The 14381-nt window shown below is 65.2% G+C and carries 13 protein-coding genes; 3 read left to right on the top strand and 10 right to left on the bottom strand.

Annotation, left to right across the window (positions count from 1 at the left end; translation table 11 throughout):
- Nucleotides 1-6 precede the first annotated feature (6 nt).
- The 7 genes from phoR to pstS are packed head-to-tail and all read right to left on the bottom strand — an operon-like array spanning nucleotide 7 to nucleotide 6655.
- A complete protein-coding gene (phoR, locus tag ACTG4X_RS15800) occupies nucleotides 7-1344 on the bottom strand; it encodes a phosphate regulon sensor histidine kinase PhoR (RefSeq protein WP_307613979.1) in 1338 nt (445 codons plus the stop codon).
- A gap of 44 nt (nucleotides 1345-1388) precedes the next feature.
- Nucleotides 1389-2081, bottom strand: a complete 693-nt coding sequence (gene phoB / locus ACTG4X_RS15795) for a phosphate regulon transcriptional regulator PhoB (protein WP_007836652.1) — start codon at nucleotides 2079-2081, stop codon at nucleotides 1389-1391.
- Nucleotides 2082-2108: 27 nt separating this feature from the next.
- Nucleotides 2109-2810, bottom strand: a complete 702-nt coding sequence (phoU, locus tag ACTG4X_RS15790; protein ID WP_093054321.1) for a phosphate signaling complex protein PhoU — start codon at nucleotides 2808-2810, stop codon at nucleotides 2109-2111.
- A 16-nt stretch (nucleotides 2811-2826) separates the two neighbouring features.
- On the bottom strand, nucleotides 2827-3606 hold the full coding sequence (gene pstB / locus ACTG4X_RS15785; protein ID WP_021007056.1) for a phosphate ABC transporter ATP-binding protein PstB: 780 nt from the start codon (nucleotides 3604-3606) through the stop codon (nucleotides 2827-2829).
- A gap of 20 nt (nucleotides 3607-3626) precedes the next feature.
- On the bottom strand, nucleotides 3627-4511 hold the full coding sequence (gene pstA / locus ACTG4X_RS15780) for a phosphate ABC transporter permease PstA (protein WP_093075052.1): 885 nt from the start codon (nucleotides 4509-4511) through the stop codon (nucleotides 3627-3629).
- The gene (gene pstC, locus ACTG4X_RS15775) at nucleotides 4508-5590 is read right to left on the bottom strand and encodes a phosphate ABC transporter permease subunit PstC (RefSeq protein ID WP_093054317.1); all 1083 of its coding nucleotides are present in this window, start codon (nucleotides 5588-5590) and stop codon (nucleotides 4508-4510) included. The genes pstA and pstC overlap by 4 nt, the downstream gene beginning before the upstream one ends.
- 30 nt (nucleotides 5591-5620) lie before the next feature.
- Entirely contained in the window at nucleotides 5621-6655 is a 1035-nt protein-coding gene (pstS, locus tag ACTG4X_RS15770) for a phosphate ABC transporter substrate-binding protein PstS (protein ID WP_093054315.1), read from the bottom strand.
- A 260-nt stretch (nucleotides 6656-6915) separates the two neighbouring features.
- On the opposite strand from pstS, the gene ACTG4X_RS15765 reads away from it, so the two are divergent.
- On the top strand, nucleotides 6916-8436 hold the full coding sequence (locus tag ACTG4X_RS15765) for a Ppx/GppA phosphatase family protein (protein ID WP_440534241.1): 1521 nt from the start codon (nucleotides 6916-6918) through the stop codon (nucleotides 8434-8436).
- A 21-nt stretch (nucleotides 8437-8457) separates the two neighbouring features.
- On the opposite strand, the gene ACTG4X_RS15760 is transcribed toward ACTG4X_RS15765, so the two are convergent.
- From ACTG4X_RS15760 to ACTG4X_RS15750, 3 genes are read right to left on the bottom strand one after another with little or no spacing between them, the layout of a single operon-like run.
- Nucleotides 8458-8919 (bottom strand): SixA phosphatase family protein, encoded by a 462-nt coding sequence (locus tag ACTG4X_RS15760; RefSeq protein WP_176928784.1) that lies wholly within the window; start codon nucleotides 8917-8919, stop codon nucleotides 8458-8460.
- Between the two features lie 19 nt (nucleotides 8920-8938).
- Nucleotides 8939-11260 (bottom strand): polyphosphate kinase 1, encoded by a 2322-nt coding sequence (ppk1, locus tag ACTG4X_RS15755; RefSeq protein WP_440534240.1) that lies wholly within the window; start codon nucleotides 11258-11260, stop codon nucleotides 8939-8941.
- Nucleotides 11257-12144 (bottom strand): GNAT family N-acetyltransferase, encoded by an 888-nt coding sequence (locus tag ACTG4X_RS15750; RefSeq protein WP_093174123.1) that lies wholly within the window; start codon nucleotides 12142-12144, stop codon nucleotides 11257-11259. Before ACTG4X_RS15750 ends, ppk1 begins: the two co-directional genes overlap by 4 nt.
- 173 nt (nucleotides 12145-12317) lie before the next feature.
- Between ACTG4X_RS15750 and ACTG4X_RS15745 the strand changes: the two genes are divergently transcribed.
- Together ACTG4X_RS15745 and ACTG4X_RS15740 are read left to right on the top strand one after the other, a co-directional pair.
- A complete protein-coding gene (locus tag ACTG4X_RS15745; RefSeq protein ID WP_307613975.1) occupies nucleotides 12318-14000 on the top strand; it encodes an FAD-dependent oxidoreductase in 1683 nt (560 codons plus the stop codon).
- A gap of 45 nt (nucleotides 14001-14045) precedes the next feature.
- The gene (locus tag ACTG4X_RS15740; RefSeq protein WP_307613974.1) at nucleotides 14046-14318 is read left to right on the top strand and encodes a UBP-type zinc finger domain-containing protein; all 273 of its coding nucleotides are present in this window, start codon (nucleotides 14046-14048) and stop codon (nucleotides 14316-14318) included.
- Nucleotides 14319-14381: the final 63 nt, after the last annotated feature.

Genomic DNA, 14381 nt, shown 5'->3' with positions numbered 1-14381 from the left:
CCGCGCCTACTTGGCCAGCACTCGCGCTTCCCGCACGCGCGCTGCCGGAAACAACAGAGCAAAGCGGGAGCCCTTGCCCACCGTGCTTTCGATACGCAGTTCGGCACCGTGCCGCTGGGCGATGTGCTTGACGATCGCCAGTCCCAGTCCCGTGCCGCCAGTCTCGCGCGAGCGGCTGCGGTCGATGCGGTAGAAGCGCTCGGTCAGCCGCGGAATGTGCTCGGCGGCGATGCCGGGGCCGGTGTCCTTCACGGCGTATTCGCCGCGCCCGTCGGGCAGTGTCCGCCAGCTCACGGCCACCTCGCCGCCGCCGGGCGTGTAGCGGATGGCGTTGCTCAGCAGGTTCGACATCGCGCTCTGCAGCTCGGTCGGCGCGCCCGACAGCTCCGACTCCGCGTCGACCGTGAACGACAGTCGATGCCCCTGCGGCGTCAGACGCCCCGACAGCCCTCGCCCCTCGTCTTCGCACTGTGCGAGCAGCGCACGAGTGCGAATCCACTGGTTGCCCGAAGGTGCCGCGCTGCCCTCCAGCCGCGACAGCGTCAGCAGGTCGTTCACCAGCGTCTCCATGCGGTGCGATTGCTGCCCCATCAGCGACAGATAGCGCATGCGCTCTTCCGCATCGAGCGGCAGGTTCTGCAGCGTCTCGACGAAACCCGCAAGTACCGTCAGCGGCGTGCGGATTTCATGCGACACGTTGGCCACGAAATCGCGCCGCATCGCCTCGGCCTGCTCCAGCGCCGTGATGTCACGCGTCAGCAGCATGCGGCGATTGCCGGCATAGGGATGCACCTGCACCGACAACCGCACCGGATGACCGCGCTGATGCCCATGGCCGAGTCCGGAGGCGTCGATGACCACGTCGCGGCTGTAATTCCAGGACGCGAGGTAGGCCACGAAGGCGGGATCGCGCACGAGGTTGGCGAGGTGCTGCGCCAGATCGCGTTCCGCGTCGATACCGAACTGGCTGGCCGCCGTCTGGTTGCACCATTCGATGCGGCCCTGCTCGTCGAGCAGCACCACGCCATTGGGCGACGCCTGGATAGCGGCGAGGAATTCCTGCAGCCGGTCTTCGGCCTGCCGGGTCTGCTGCTCGCGGTCGCGCAGCAGCTTGCGGATGCGCTCGGACAACTCACCCCACACGCCGGACCCGCGCGACGGCAGGCCGGCGGCATCGTTGCGCAACACCCGCATCAGCCGCTCGGCGCGCCAAGCGTCAAGCCCCAGCCAGAGTACCGCACCCAGCCAGGCGCCCAGCCACCCGAACTTCCATCCAAAAATGACGATAGCGCCCGCTCCTATTAAGAGGGACGCTATTAAAAATGTAGCAATTCGGAAAGGCATGGCGGGCGATTATCCGCGCCCGCGGCCAAAGGGTGCCACGGCGGTCAAACCGTGACTTGGGCGGTCAGGCGGTAGCCCGCTCCGCGGACGGTTTCGACCATCGGCGCAGCCGCACCCAGCGATTCGCGCAGGCGCTTGACGTGCACGTCGACCGTGCGCTCTTCGATGTAGACGTGGTCGCCCCAGACCTTGTCGAGCAGCTGAGCACGGCTGTGCACACGCTCGGCATGCTGCATCAGATAGGCCAGCAGCTTGAACTCGGTCGGCCCGACCTTCAGGGCACCGCCCTGCCAGGTCACGCGGTGCGTGGAGGTGTCGAGTGCCAGTTCGCCAATTTCGACGCGCTCCGTGACCACTTCCGGTGCCCGGCGGCGCAGCACCGCACGGATGCGGGCCAGCATTTCCTGGGTCGAGAACGGCTTGGTGATGTAGTCGTCGGCGCCTGCGTCGAGGCCGGCGACCTTGTCGGGTTCGTCGCCGCGCGCGGTCAGCATCAGGATCGGGATGGCCTTGGTGCGCGGGTCCTTGCGCCACTGGCGCGCGAGCTGCAGGCCGCTCTGGCCGGGCAGCATCCAGTCGAGCAGGATCAGATCCGGCAGGAAGGCGTCGATCTCACGCTGGGCCGCAGCACCATCTTCCGACCAGATCGGCTCGAAGCCGTTGTGGCGCAGGTTGACGGCGATCAGCTCGGCGATCGAGGACTCGTCTTCGACGATAAGGACACGGGGTTTCTTCATGCTTTCTTGGGAGTCTTGCCGCTGTTGTTACTGCAGCGCGGACTCGATTTCCTGCATCGAAGTGTGCCGCACATCGGCGCCCTTGACGATGTAGATGATGAATTCGGCGATGTTCTTGGCGTGGTCGCCAATGCGTTCGATGGCCTTCGCCAGGAACAGCAGGTCCAGGCTGGCGGAGATCGTGCGCGGGTCTTCCATCATGTAGGTGACCAGCTTGCGCACGAAACCGTCAAACTCCTTGTCGATCAGGTCGTCGTCCTTGAGGATGGACAACGCTGCGGAGGTGTCGAGCCGCGCGAATGCGTCGAGCGCCTTGCGCAGCAGGCCCGAGGCCAGGTCGGCCGCGATACGCAGCTCGGTCGTCGGCAATTGCCGGGCCGAACCGCTCTCGATGATCGACTTGACCATGCGCGCAATCTTGTTGGCCTCGTCACCCACGCGCTCGAGGTTGGCGGTGGTCTTGCTGATGGCGATCAGCAGGCGCAGGTCGCGTGCCGTGGGCTGGCGGCGCGCAATGATCGAAGACAGCTCGCGGTCGATGTCGATTTCCATCGCATTGACGCGCTGCTCGGTTTCCATCACGCGGTCGGCCGCTTCGACGTCGAACTGCAGCAGCGCGTACACGGCCTGGTGAATCTGCGACTCGACCATGCCGCCGAGCTCCATCACGCGCGACGAGACGCCGTTGAGTTCGCTGTCGAACTGGCTGGAAAGGTGTTTCTCGGTCATGTTGTCTCCTTTGACTTCAACCGAAGCGGCCGGTGATGTAGTCCTCGGTCTCCTTGCGCTGCGGCTTGAAGAACATCTGCTCGGTGGCGCCGAACTCGATCAGATCGCCGAGGTACATGTAGGCGGTGTAGTCGCTGCAGCGGGCGGCCTGCTGCATGTTATGCGTCACGATGACCACCGTGTACTCATTCTTGAGTTCGGCGATCAGCTCCTCGATCTTCGCGGTCGAGATCGGGTCGAGCGCCGAGCAGGGTTCGTCGAGCAGCAGCACTTCGGGCTTGATCGCGATGCCGCGCGCAATGCACAGGCGCTGCTGCTGGCCGCCGGAGAGGCCCGAGCCGCTTTGCTGCAGCTTGTCGCGCACTTCGGTCCACAGCGCGGCCTTCTTCAGGGCCCATTCAACGCGGTCGTCCATTTCACTGGCCGAGAGGTTCTCGAACAGCTTCACGCCAAAGGCGATGTTGTCGTAGATCGACATCGGGAACGGCGTGGGCTTCTGGAACACCATGCCGACCTTGGCGCGAATCAGTGCCACGTCTTGCTTCGAGGTGAGCAGGTTCTCGCCATCGAGGGCGATGGTGCCTTCGGCGCGCTGCTCAGGATAAAGCTCGAACATGCGGTTGAAGGTGCGCAGCAGGGTCGACTTGCCGCAGCCCGACGGGCCGATGAAGGCCGTGACCTTGTTCTCGGGAATCTCGAGGTTGATGCCCTTGAGCGCGTGGAACTTGCCGTAGTAGAAATTCAGGTCCTTGACCGAGATCTTCGAGCGCGACGGTTGTGCAACGGTATTTGGCATGTTGTCTTCTTCTGCTGGGTTCAGTGTTTGTTGCGCGTCAGGACCCGCGCCAGGATGTTGAGGGCGAGCACGGCGACAGTGATCAGGAACACGCCGGCCCATGCCAGCTGTTGCCAGTTCTCGTACGGGCTCATCGCGAACTTGAAGATCGTGACCGGCAGGCTGGCCATTGGCTGGCTCACGTCAGCGGTCCAGAACTGATTGTTCAGCGCGGTGAAGAGCAGCGGTGCGGTTTCGCCGGCGATGCGAGCCACGGCCAGCAGCACACCGGTGACCACGCCGGCGCGGGCAGCGCGCAGCGTGATGCTGAGGATGACCTTCCACTTCGGCGTGCCGAGCGCGTAGGCCGCTTCGCGCAGGCCAGGCGGCACCAGCTGCAGCATGTTCTCGGTGGTGCGGATCACGACCGGAATCACGATCAGCGCCAGTGCAATCGCACCCGCCAGACCCGAGAAGGTCTTGAAATAGGCCACCACCACGGCATACACGAACAGGCCGATCACGATCGACGGCGCCGACAACAGGATGTCGTTGACGAAGCGCGTGACCGAGGCGAGCCAGCCCTTGGGGTTGTATTCGGCCAGATAGATGCCGGCCATGATGCCGATGGGCGTACCCACGCAGGTGGCCAGCATCACCATCACGAACGAGCCGAAGATCGCATTCGCAATACCGCCCGCCTCGTTTGGCGGCGGCGTCATTTCGGTGAAGGTGGCGAGAGCGAGGCCGCCCACGCCCTGACGCAGCGTTTCCCAAAGGATCCAGACCAGCCAGAACACGCCAAAGGCCATCGCGGCGAGCGACAGCGTGAGCGCGATCTTGTTGACGCGGTTGCGCGAGGCAAACTTGGCCTGGCGCGTTTCGGCCAATGCCTTGGCCGCGAGAAGATTCTGGGCGGTGCTCACGATTTGGTTCCTTCGCTCTTCTTCATCTTGGCCAGCAGCATCTTGGAGAGCGACAGCACGACGAAGGTGATGAAGAACAGCACGAGGCCGAGGTACATCAGCGCGGCCTGATGCAGGCCCGCGCCGGCTTCGGCGAATTCGTTGGCGAGTGCCGAGGTGATGCTGTTGGCAGCCTCGAACACGGAAAGGGAGTTGAGCTGGTTCATGTTGCCGATCACGAACGTGACCGCCATCGTTTCACCCAGCGCCCGGCCGAGGCCGAGCATGATGCCGCCGATCACGCCGGCCTTGGTGTAAGGCAGCACGACCTTGGAAACGACTTCCCAGGTGGTGGAGCCGAGGCCGTAGGCCGACTCTTTCAGCAGCGGCGGCGTCACTTCGAACACGTCGCGCATCACCGAAGCGATGAACGGAATGATCATGATCGCGAGGATGATGCCGGCCGACAGGATACCGATACCCACTGGTGGGCCGGACACCAGCGCACCGAGGTACGGCACGCCGCTGAGCAGCTTCTGCAGCGGCTGCTGCACCCAGGTGGAAAGGATCGGGCCGAACACCAGCAGGCCCCACATGCCGTAGACGATGGAAGGCACCGCTGCCAGCAATTCAATGGCCGTGCCCAGCGGGCGCTTGAGCCAGTTGGGCGAGAGTTCCGTCAGGAAGAGCGCAATACCGAAGCTCACCGGCACCGCGATCACCAGCGCGATGATCGAAGTGGCCAGCGTGCCGTAGATCATGACCAGGCCGCCGTACTCCTCCTTGACCGGATCCCACACGCTGCTCGTGAGAAAGCCGAGGCCGTACTTCGAAATAGCGGGCCAGGCGCCGACAACCAGCGACAACAGGATGCCGATGAGCATCGCGAGCGTCAGCAGCGCGGCGCCCTTGGCGGCCCAGCCGAACAGCCGGTCAGCCATCGGGCCGGAGCGCGGAGCCTTCACGGGCGGCGGGGGTGCAGTAGCACGACCGCGCTCGGCCGCGAGGTCGAGAGAGGTGGTGGCAGCGGGAAAGGTGGATGACACTGGTCGCTCCGGCAAAGACGAAAGCGGCGCGTCCTGGAGCGAAGAATTGCTCATGGGCGCGCCGTCCTGGACTGATAGGTAGATTTACTTGAACGCGACGGCCTTGCCCGACGCGTCCTTCACATCACCCCATGCCTTGGCGATGGTGGCCTTCACGGCGTCAGGCATCGGCACGTAGTCGAGATCGTCGGCCGTCTTGTCGCCGCTCTTGTAGGCCCAGTCGAAGAACTTGAGCACGGTGGTCGCGTTGGCGGGCTTGTCCTGCACCTTGTGCATCAGGATGAAGGTGGCGCCGGTGATGGGCCATGCGTCCTTGCCGGCCTGGTTGGTCAGCACCTGGTAGAAGCTCTTGCTCCATTCAGCACCAGCGGCGGCGGCCTTGAATGCCGAGTCGTCGGGCGACACGAAGGTGCCGGCGGCGTTCTGCAGCTGGGCGTACGTCATCTTGTTCTGCTTCACGTAGGCGTACTCGACGTAGCCGATCGAGTTGGGCAGGCGGTTCACGAAAGCGGCGACGCCTTCATTGCCCTTGCCACCCGCGCCGGTGGGCCAGTTCACGGCCGTGCCTTCGCCGACCTTGGTCTTCCACTCGGCGTTGACCTTGCTCAGGTAGTTGGTGAACAGGAAGCTGGTGCCCGAACCGTCGGCGCGGCGAACCGGGGCGATGGCGGCGTCAGGCAGGGCCAGCGAACCGTTCAGTGCCTTGATGGCGGGGTCGTTCCACTTGGTGATCTTGCCGAGGTAGATGTCGCCCAGAACCTGGCCGTTGAGCTTCAGCTCGCCGGGCTTGATGCCCTGAATGTTGACCACGGGAATCACGCCACCGATGACGGTGGGGAACTGCATCAGGCCCTTGGCCTGCAGTTCGTCGTCCTTCAGGGGAGCGTCCGAAGCGCCGAAGTCGACGGTCTTGGCTTCGATCTGCTTGATGCCGGCGCCCGAGCCAACCGACTGGTAGTTGATCTTGACGCCGGTGGCCTTGTTGAAGTCAGAGGCCCACTTGGCGTACAGCGGTGCCGGGAAGCTGGCACCAGCGCCGGTCACGTCTTGTGCAAAGGCGGGAATAGAGAACACCGCGGCCACCAGGCCGGCTGTTGCAAATTTGAACGTCGTTTTCATGAAGCTTCCTTTAGAAGTAAGAAGTAGTCCCTTTTTCGGGCTTGGACGGACTCTAGAAAGCTTGTGTGACATCGGTGTGACACCCCTCTGTCGAGGGAAAATGCCTTTATTCCTCCGGTGGTTCGTGTGACGCTGTCACATAACCGTCATGCGCCGCGCCTAGCCTTCCAAACCTCGCCATTGCGCGATCCGAGAGGTGGCGCGCCCTGTCACGGCGCTACGATCAAACACAAAGACACCGCCTTCTTCTTCAGAACCACATGCAAAACGGCACCCGCCTCGCAGCAGTCGACCTGGGCTCGAACAGCTTCAGGCTCGAAATCGGACAGGTCGACCACGGCCAGATCCACCGCACCGAATATCTCAAGGAGACGGTTCGCCAGGGCAACGGCCTGGACAGCGCACGCAACCTCACGGCCGAGGCCATGCAGCGCGGCTGGGACGCGCTCGCGCGTTTCGGCGAACGCCTGGCCGGCTTCAAACGCTCGCAGGTTCGGGCTGTGGCCACGCAAACGCTGCGCGAAGCGCGCAACCGCGAAGAATTCCTGTTGCGCGCACGCACCATTCTGGGCTTCGGCATCGACGTGATCCCGGGCCGGGAGGAGGCCCGCCTCATATATCAGGGCGTGGCGCACATGCTGCCGCACACCGACGCCTCCGACAGCGAGCGCCGGCTGGTGGTCGACATCGGCGGGCGCTCAACCGAAATGATCATCGGCCACGCCCTCGAGGCCGACCGCATGGAGTCGTACCGGGTCGGCAGCGTCGCCTGGTCGATGAAACACTTCGGCGAAGGCCTGTTTACCGCCAGCGCCTTTCGCGCGGCCGAAGTGGCTGCCAAGGCCGTGCTCGACGACGCCCTCGCCACTTACACCCGCGACCAGTGGGACGTGGCCTACGGCGCGTCCGGCACCATCGGCGCCGTCGGCGACGTGCTGGCCGCGGCGGGTGGCGAGCCCGGCCTCGTCACGCGCGAAGGCCTCGACTGGCTGCTCGACCGCCTGCTCAAGGCCGGCAGCGCCGACAAGCTGCGCATCGACGGCATGCGGGAAGACCGCAAGGCCGTCATCGGCGGCGGAGTGAGCGTGCTGCGCGCGGTGTTCGACCTGCTCGGCATCCAGGAAATGAAAGTCGCCCAGGGCGCCCTGCGCCACGGCGTGCTCTATGAATTGCTGGAACGCGACGAAAGCGTGGCCGACATGCGCACCGCCACGGTGGCGCGGCTGGCCAATCGCTTCACCGTCGACACGGCACAGGCCAAGCGCGTGGGCGAAACGGCCGCTGCGCTGTTCGTGCAGCTCTCCCCCGCCGCGCGCGGCGGCAGTACATCAAGCCGGGCTGGCCGGGCCCTGCGCAAGCTGGGCTGGGCGGCGCAGTTGCACGAGATCGGCACGCTGATCTCACACAGCGACTATCACAAGCACGGCGCCTACATCCTCGACAACACCGACGCGCCCGGCTTTGCGGTGAACGAGATGCACGCGCTCGGCCAGTTGGTGCTGGGCCAGCGCGGCAAGCTGCGCAAGCTCGAAGCATCGCTGGACGATGAGACCTTCGTGATGCAGTTGCTGTCACTTCGGCTCGCGGTGATCCTGTGCCACGCGCGCCGCGATCCCGATCCGCTGGCGCTGCACCTCGCGGCGCTGGGCGCACGGGCCTTCACCATTGTTTGTGCCCCGGACTGGGCCGAGGCGTTTCCGCAATCGGCGCACCTCCTGCGCGAAGAAGTGCTGGCCTGGCAGAAGATCAGCAGTTGGCGCGTCGAGCTCAGCGGCTGCTGAGCCACCCGCCCCATTAGTTAGTTAGAGCAGTTCCGGCGACTGCACCGTCACAACGACGGTCTGCACGTCGCCGTCGCGCTCGCGCGTGCGAATCCACCACAGCGCACCCTTGCGCACCGGGCAGCTGTCCTGCTTGAGGCCCAGGAGCAGGGAGATAGCCTGCCCCACCGACGGCTGGTGGCCAATCATCAACACCACCGACTTGCCGTTGGGCCAGCCGGCTGCGCCAAGCAGCGCCTCTGCCGTCGTGTCGGGCGCGAGTTCTGAACGCAGCTTGTATTTGCGACCCAGCGCCAGCGCAGTCTGTTCGCAGCGCCGCGCGGGGCTGCAGATGATGCGCGTGCCGTCCGGCAACTGACGATCCAGCCAAGTGGCCATCCGCTTGGCCTGCTTTTCGCCGCGTGCGGTGAGGGAGCGCTGCATGTCGTCGCAACCCTCGGTCCAGTCCTCGGCTTCGGCGTGACGCCAGAAGATCAAGTCCATGGTCATCGTCTTTCGATCTTCAGTTGCTGGATGCATCTCTGAGATGCCCTCTGGATGCGTAGCGGTTCATGAGCGCGGCCTGCGCACCGTGGGCCTCGACGACAGGCGATGCGCCTGCCTCGCCCGAATGCGTATCGTGATCGACGCGCGTGTAGATGCCGTCCGCGCCCAGATCCCAGGCGTCGCGCCCGTCGTGCAGGTAGGCCACCAGGCACTCGTCGATCAGCCGCTGGCGCAGTCCCGGGTCCGTTACAGGCCACGCCAGCTCGATGCGCCGCATCATGTTCCGGTTCATCCAGTCGGCGCTCGACAGGTACAGCGATTCATCCTCGCCATTGCGGAAATAGAAGACCCGCGAATGCTCCAGGAAGCGACCGATCACCGAGCGCACGCGGATGTTGTCGGTGAGCCCCGGCACCTGCGCGGGCAGCGTGCATGCGCCGCGCACGATCAGATCGATCTTCACGCCCTTCTGCCCCGCACGGACCAGCGAGGCGATGATCTCGTCGTCGGTCAGCGCGTTCATCTTGGCGACGATGCGCGTCGACTGGCCGGCCGCTGCGGCCAGGCCCAGCGCATCGATCTGCGCCACGATGTTCTTGTGCAGGTCGAACGGCGCCAGCCACATGCGGTTGAGCTTGGGCAAGCGGCTCTGGCTCGCCAGATGCACGAACACGGCTTCCATGTCGGCCGTCAGCATCGGATCGGCCGTGAGGTGGCTGATGTCGGTGTAGAGCCTGGCAGTGCGCGGGTTGTAATTGCCCGTGGACAGATGGCCGTAGCGGCGCAATTGCTTGCCCTCGCGCCGCGTCACCAGCAGCATCTTGGCGTGGGTCTTCAGGCCGACCACGCCGTACACCACCTGCGCGCCGATCGATTCGAGCATTTCAGCCCAGTTGATGTTGGCCTCTTCGTCGAAGCGCGCCTTCAGCTCCACCACTACCGTGACTTCCTTGCCGCGACGAACGGCTTCGCGCAGCAGATCCATCATTTCTGAATCAGCGCCCGTGCGGTAGATGGTCTGCTTGATCGCCAGCACCTGCGGGTCGAGCACCGCTTCGCGCAGGAAGGCCAGCACGCCCTCGAAGCTTTCGAAGGGCTGGTGAATCAGCACATCGCCGCGCTGCAGCCGCTCGAAGAACGACTGCCCGGGCGACAGCGCAACGGGGTAGGAAGCCGGATACGGCGGAAAGCGCAGTTGCGGCTCGTCGAGCAGGTCGGCCAGTTGCGTGAGCCGGGCCAGGTTGACCGGGCCATGCACGCGGTACAGCGCCTCGGGCGGCAGGTTGAACTGCGCCAGCAGGAAACTCGCAAGAGACTCGGCGCAGCTCGCCGACACTTCCAGCCGCACGGCCTGGCCATAGTGCCTGTGCTGCAGCCCCTGGCGCAACGCGGTGCGCAGGTTCTTGACGTCTTCCTCGTCCACCGCAAGGTCGGAATGCCGGGTAACGCGGAACTGCGAGAAATCGCCCACCTCGCGCCCGGGGAACATGCTCGCGAGATGCGCGCGCACCACGCTAGACAGTGCCACGAACAGCGTCTTGCCATCCGACACCTTGGCCGGCATCTTGATCAGACGTGGCAGAACTCGCGGCAGCTTGACGATCTGGATCGGGTTTTCGCGCCCGAAAGCATCCTTGCCACCCAGCCTCACGATGAAGTTGAGCGACTTGTTGGCCACCTGCGGGAACGGGTGCGCCGGGTCGAGACCGACTGGAATCAGCAACGGGCGTACTTCGCGCTCGAAATACTCGCTGACCCACTTGCGCTGCGCCGGGTTGCGCTCGCCATGCGAAATGATGTGGATGCCGTGCGTCGCGAACGTCGGCATCAGCTCGTCGTTGTACAGCGCGTACTGGCGCGCCACGAGCTTGTGAGCCGCCTCGGCCAGCCGTTCGAAGGACTCGACCGTGTAAGTGCCCTTGTGGTCCCCAGCGCTGCCCGCGATCAGGTGCGGTGCGGCGCGGACCTCGAAGAATTCATCGAGGTTCGACGAAACGATGCACAGGTAGCGCAGCCGCTCGATCAGCGGCACCTCTTTGCGATGCGCCCAGTCGAGCACACGCTCGTTGAACGAAAGAATGCTGTGGTCGCGGTCCAGCAATGTGAACGTGGGTGCCGCCACGTCAAGCGACGGATCTGCGGAGGCGGGTGACATGGGCACTGATTCTGGAGCAAGCGGCACAGGAGAACACGTAGGCTGAAATATGACAGTGTCAGCCCCTCTTGTGACAGTTCCATGACTATCCCGTGACGCCTCTGAGCCAGCCGCGTGCTGGCTGGCAGCGCCAAGCGTAGAAGCGGGCGGCCCGGTTTCGGGCCGGTCGGCCGCCGGCTTCATGCGCCCAGGAAGTGCTTGCGGTAGCGCGCCGGCAGATCGTCTATGCGCATCAGCATCGGCAGGTCGGCGGCGTTGAAATCCGGATCCCAGGCGGGCGCACCGAGCACCTTCGCACCCAGGCGCAGGTAGCCCTTGATGAGCGCCGGCGGCTCCACGTCGAGCGTGCTGTCGAGCCGCTCGACCGGCAACGGCAGGCGGGGCTGCACCTGATACTGGATCGGTGCCATGTGCTTGGCCGATACCTGGCGCCAGATGCTGGCCGCGGCGTCACCGTTCGTGACACCGTTGTGTGACATCGGAATGCTCGCGCAACCAATCATCGTGTCCAGTTTGTTGCGGTGCATGAAGCCAGCCAGCGCACCCCAGAGTGCGAGGATCACGCCGCCCTGGCGGTGGTCGGGATGCACGCAGCTGCGGCCCAACTCGACCATACGCTCGCGCAGGTCGCGCAGGCGGGTGAGGTCGAATTCAGTATCGCTGTAGGTGCTGCCCACGCGGCGGGCCTGGGCGGGTGTGAGCACGCGATAGGTGCCGATGACCTGCCCGGTCAGTTCGTCGCGCACCAGCAGGTGTTCGCAGAAGTCGTCGAACAGGTCGATGTCGTGGCCGGCCAGCGGCGACGAAACCCGGGCGCCCATTTCGCCGACGAACACGTCGTAGCGAAGGCGTTGGGCAGCGCGCACGTCGTCAAGGTGGCGGGCCCAGCCCACGGTGATGCCTTGCTTGGACTCGACGGCCGGCGGCAGGATGACAGCGGGCGCCTGGGGCACCGATGTGCGGGCAGCAGCAACAGCGGTAGACACACCGGTTGCAGGAGCGGGCCACAAGGCCGCGCGCAGCCCGATCTGCGAAAGCGGAAACGTCGGGTTGGGCAGTTCTTTCATGGGGAACCCTTTCTGCCGAGGGAGTCTCCGCACCTGCGATGAAGCGGGCATGTCAGGAACATTGCAGGCACGTGACGTTGTTACAGCCCAAAGCCGCCTGTGAAACGCCTGCAAACCACTTGGTGCCGCTTCGTCGTCTAATGCGGTGGATTCGCGAAATGGAGCTTCCACCCATGGCCACCACCAACGCAACCGGCACCGACAGCAGCCGCCTTCACCAGACTTTCCCCGTCCTCAGTGACACTGAGATTGCGCGCATTGCACGCTTTGGCAGTGTTCAGCAATTCGCACGCGGCACCAGACTATTTACGGCAGGCGAAACCGGCCCCGGCATGTTCGTGCTGCTGAAAGGCGTTGTCGCCGTCACGCAACGCGACGGCCTTGGTCATGTAGTGCCGATCGTGCGGCAAGGGCCAGGTGAATTCCTGGCCGAAGTCGGCCAGCTGAGCGGCCGCCCTGCCCTGGTCGACGGCCATGCCGACGAAGACGTCGAAGCGCTGCTCGTATCGCCCGCGCAACTGCGTGCGCTGCTGGTGGCCGAAGCCGACTTGGGCGAGCGTATCACCCGCGCGCTGATCCTGCGGCGCGTGGCACTGATCGAGTCCGGCGCCAGCGGCCCGGTGCTGATCGGCCAGCCCCAGTCACCCGACATGGCACGGCTGGAAAACTTCCTTCGCCGCAACGGCTATCCATATCACCTGGTCGACGCCGCCGAAGACCCCGACGCGGCCGCGCTGCTCGCGCAGTACGGCGCCAGCAAACTGCTGGCCGTGTGCCCTGACGGCTCGGTGCTGGTCAACCCGGCCGACGAGGCGCTGGCGCGCTGCCTCGGCATGGTCGACACCGCCGAGCGCAACGAGTTGTTCGACGTGGCCGTTGTCGGCGCCGGGCCGGCCGGCCTGGCGACCGCTGTTTACGCGGCCTCGGAAGGCCTGCGCGTGATCGTGCTCGACTGCCGCGCCTTCGGCGGCCAGGCCGGCGCCAGCGCGCGCATCGAGAACTACCTGGGCTTTCCCACCGGCATCTCGGGACAGGCGCTGGCGGGGCGCGCGTTCGTGCAGGCGCAGAAGTTCGGTGTCGAGATGCTGATTCCGGCCAAGGTCGTGTCGCTCGACTGCTCGCGCGACAACCCACTTGAAAGCCTTGCCATTGCGCTGGCCGACGGCCGCACGATCCATGCGCGCACGGTGGTCATCGCCAGCGGCGCACGCTACCGCCGCCCCGACGTTCCTCGCCTCGCCGAATTCGAAGGCCGCGGCGTCTGGTACTGGGCCTCGGCCATCGAGGCAAAGATCTGCTCTCAGCAAGAAGTGGCGCTGGTCGGCGGCGGCAACTCGGCCGGCCAAGCTGCGGTGTTCCTGTCGCGCCACGCGGCCAAGGTCAACGTGCTGGTGCGCGGGCCGTCGCTGGCGGCCAGCATGTCACGCTACCTCATCGACCGCATCGAGGCCACGCCGAACATCTCGTTGCAGCCTCACACCGAGCTCGTACGCCTGCATGGCGGCTCCGACGAAGGCCTCACCGGCGCGACATGGCGTTGTCACACCTCGGGCACCGAACATGACTGCGCGGCGCGCAACATCTTCCTGTTCGTCGGCGCAGAGCCTGAGACTTCGTGGCTCGACGGCTGCGGGGTGGCGGTCGACAAGCACGGCTTCGTGCTGACGGGCACCGCCGCCAGCAGCGGCTTTCCGGCGCGGCCGTCCACGGCGCTCGAATCGAGCGTATCGGGCGTGTTCGCCGTGGGCGACGTGCGCTCGGGCTCGGTCAAGCGTGTGGGCGGCGCCATCGGTGAGGGCGCGGCCGCGGTCGCGCTGATTCATCAGCACCTGTCGCAGGCCTCGGCCGTCGCCTGAAGCGCGCCCCCAATCAATCCATCGTCAAGACAAAGGAGCCCAACGTTGCCCATCAAACCCTGCGACCACGTGCCCGCCGAGATCGCGCAGCCTCATATCCAGCACGGCCAACGCGGCTGCGAAGACTGCCTGAAGACCGGCGACACCTGGGTCCACCTTCGCCTCTGCGTGCACTGCGGCCACGTGGGTTGCTGCGATTCGTCGAAGAACCGTCATGCAACAAGGCATTCGCACGCTGAAGGCCACCCCGTCATCCAATCGCTCGAACCCGGCGAAGACTGGATGTGGTGCAACGCACACGAGAAGCAGGTCGGCTGAGATCCCGTCTGGCAGATTGCGAATGAATTCCCGCGCCTGCACGCGTTTGAACTCGCACGTATA

Origin of the sequence: Variovorax sp. YR566, assembly GCF_051992195.1 — a bacterium.
Classification (GTDB): domain Bacteria; phylum Pseudomonadota; class Gammaproteobacteria; order Burkholderiales; family Burkholderiaceae_C; genus Variovorax.
Note: the sequence above shows the minus strand (reverse complement) of the source record. Positions and strands in the feature narration are given on the sequence as shown.

Excerpts from the sequence above, each read along its gene's own strand:
- phoR (WP_307613979.1), bottom strand. The coding sequence starts at position 1,344 with ATGCCTTTCCGAATTGCTACATTTTTAATAGCGTCCCTCTTAATAGGA.
- phoB (WP_007836652.1), bottom strand. The coding sequence starts at position 2,081 with ATGAAGAAACCCCGTGTCCTTATCGTCGAAGACGAGTCCTCGATCGCC.
- phoU (WP_093054321.1), bottom strand. The coding sequence starts at position 2,810 with ATGACCGAGAAACACCTTTCCAGCCAGTTCGACAGCGAACTCAACGGC.
- pstB (WP_021007056.1), bottom strand. The coding sequence starts at position 3,606 with ATGCCAAATACCGTTGCACAACCGTCGCGCTCGAAGATCTCGGTCAAG.
- pstC (WP_093054317.1), bottom strand. The coding sequence starts at position 5,590 with ATGAGCAATTCTTCGCTCCAGGACGCGCCGCTTTCGTCTTTGCCGGAG.
- pstS (WP_093054315.1), bottom strand. The coding sequence starts at position 6,655 with ATGAAAACGACGTTCAAATTTGCAACAGCCGGCCTGGTGGCCGCGGTG.
- ACTG4X_RS15765 (WP_440534241.1), top strand. The coding sequence starts at position 6,916 with ATGCAAAACGGCACCCGCCTCGCAGCAGTCGACCTGGGCTCGAACAGC.
- ACTG4X_RS15760 (WP_176928784.1), bottom strand. The coding sequence starts at position 8,919 with ATGGACTTGATCTTCTGGCGTCACGCCGAAGCCGAGGACTGGACCGAG.
- ppk1 (WP_440534240.1), bottom strand. The coding sequence starts at position 11,260 with ATGAAGCCGGCGGCCGACCGGCCCGAAACCGGGCCGCCCGCTTCTACG.
- ACTG4X_RS15750 (WP_093174123.1), bottom strand. The coding sequence starts at position 12,144 with ATGAAAGAACTGCCCAACCCGACGTTTCCGCTTTCGCAGATCGGGCTG.
- ACTG4X_RS15745 (WP_307613975.1), top strand. The coding sequence starts at position 12,318 with ATGGCCACCACCAACGCAACCGGCACCGACAGCAGCCGCCTTCACCAG.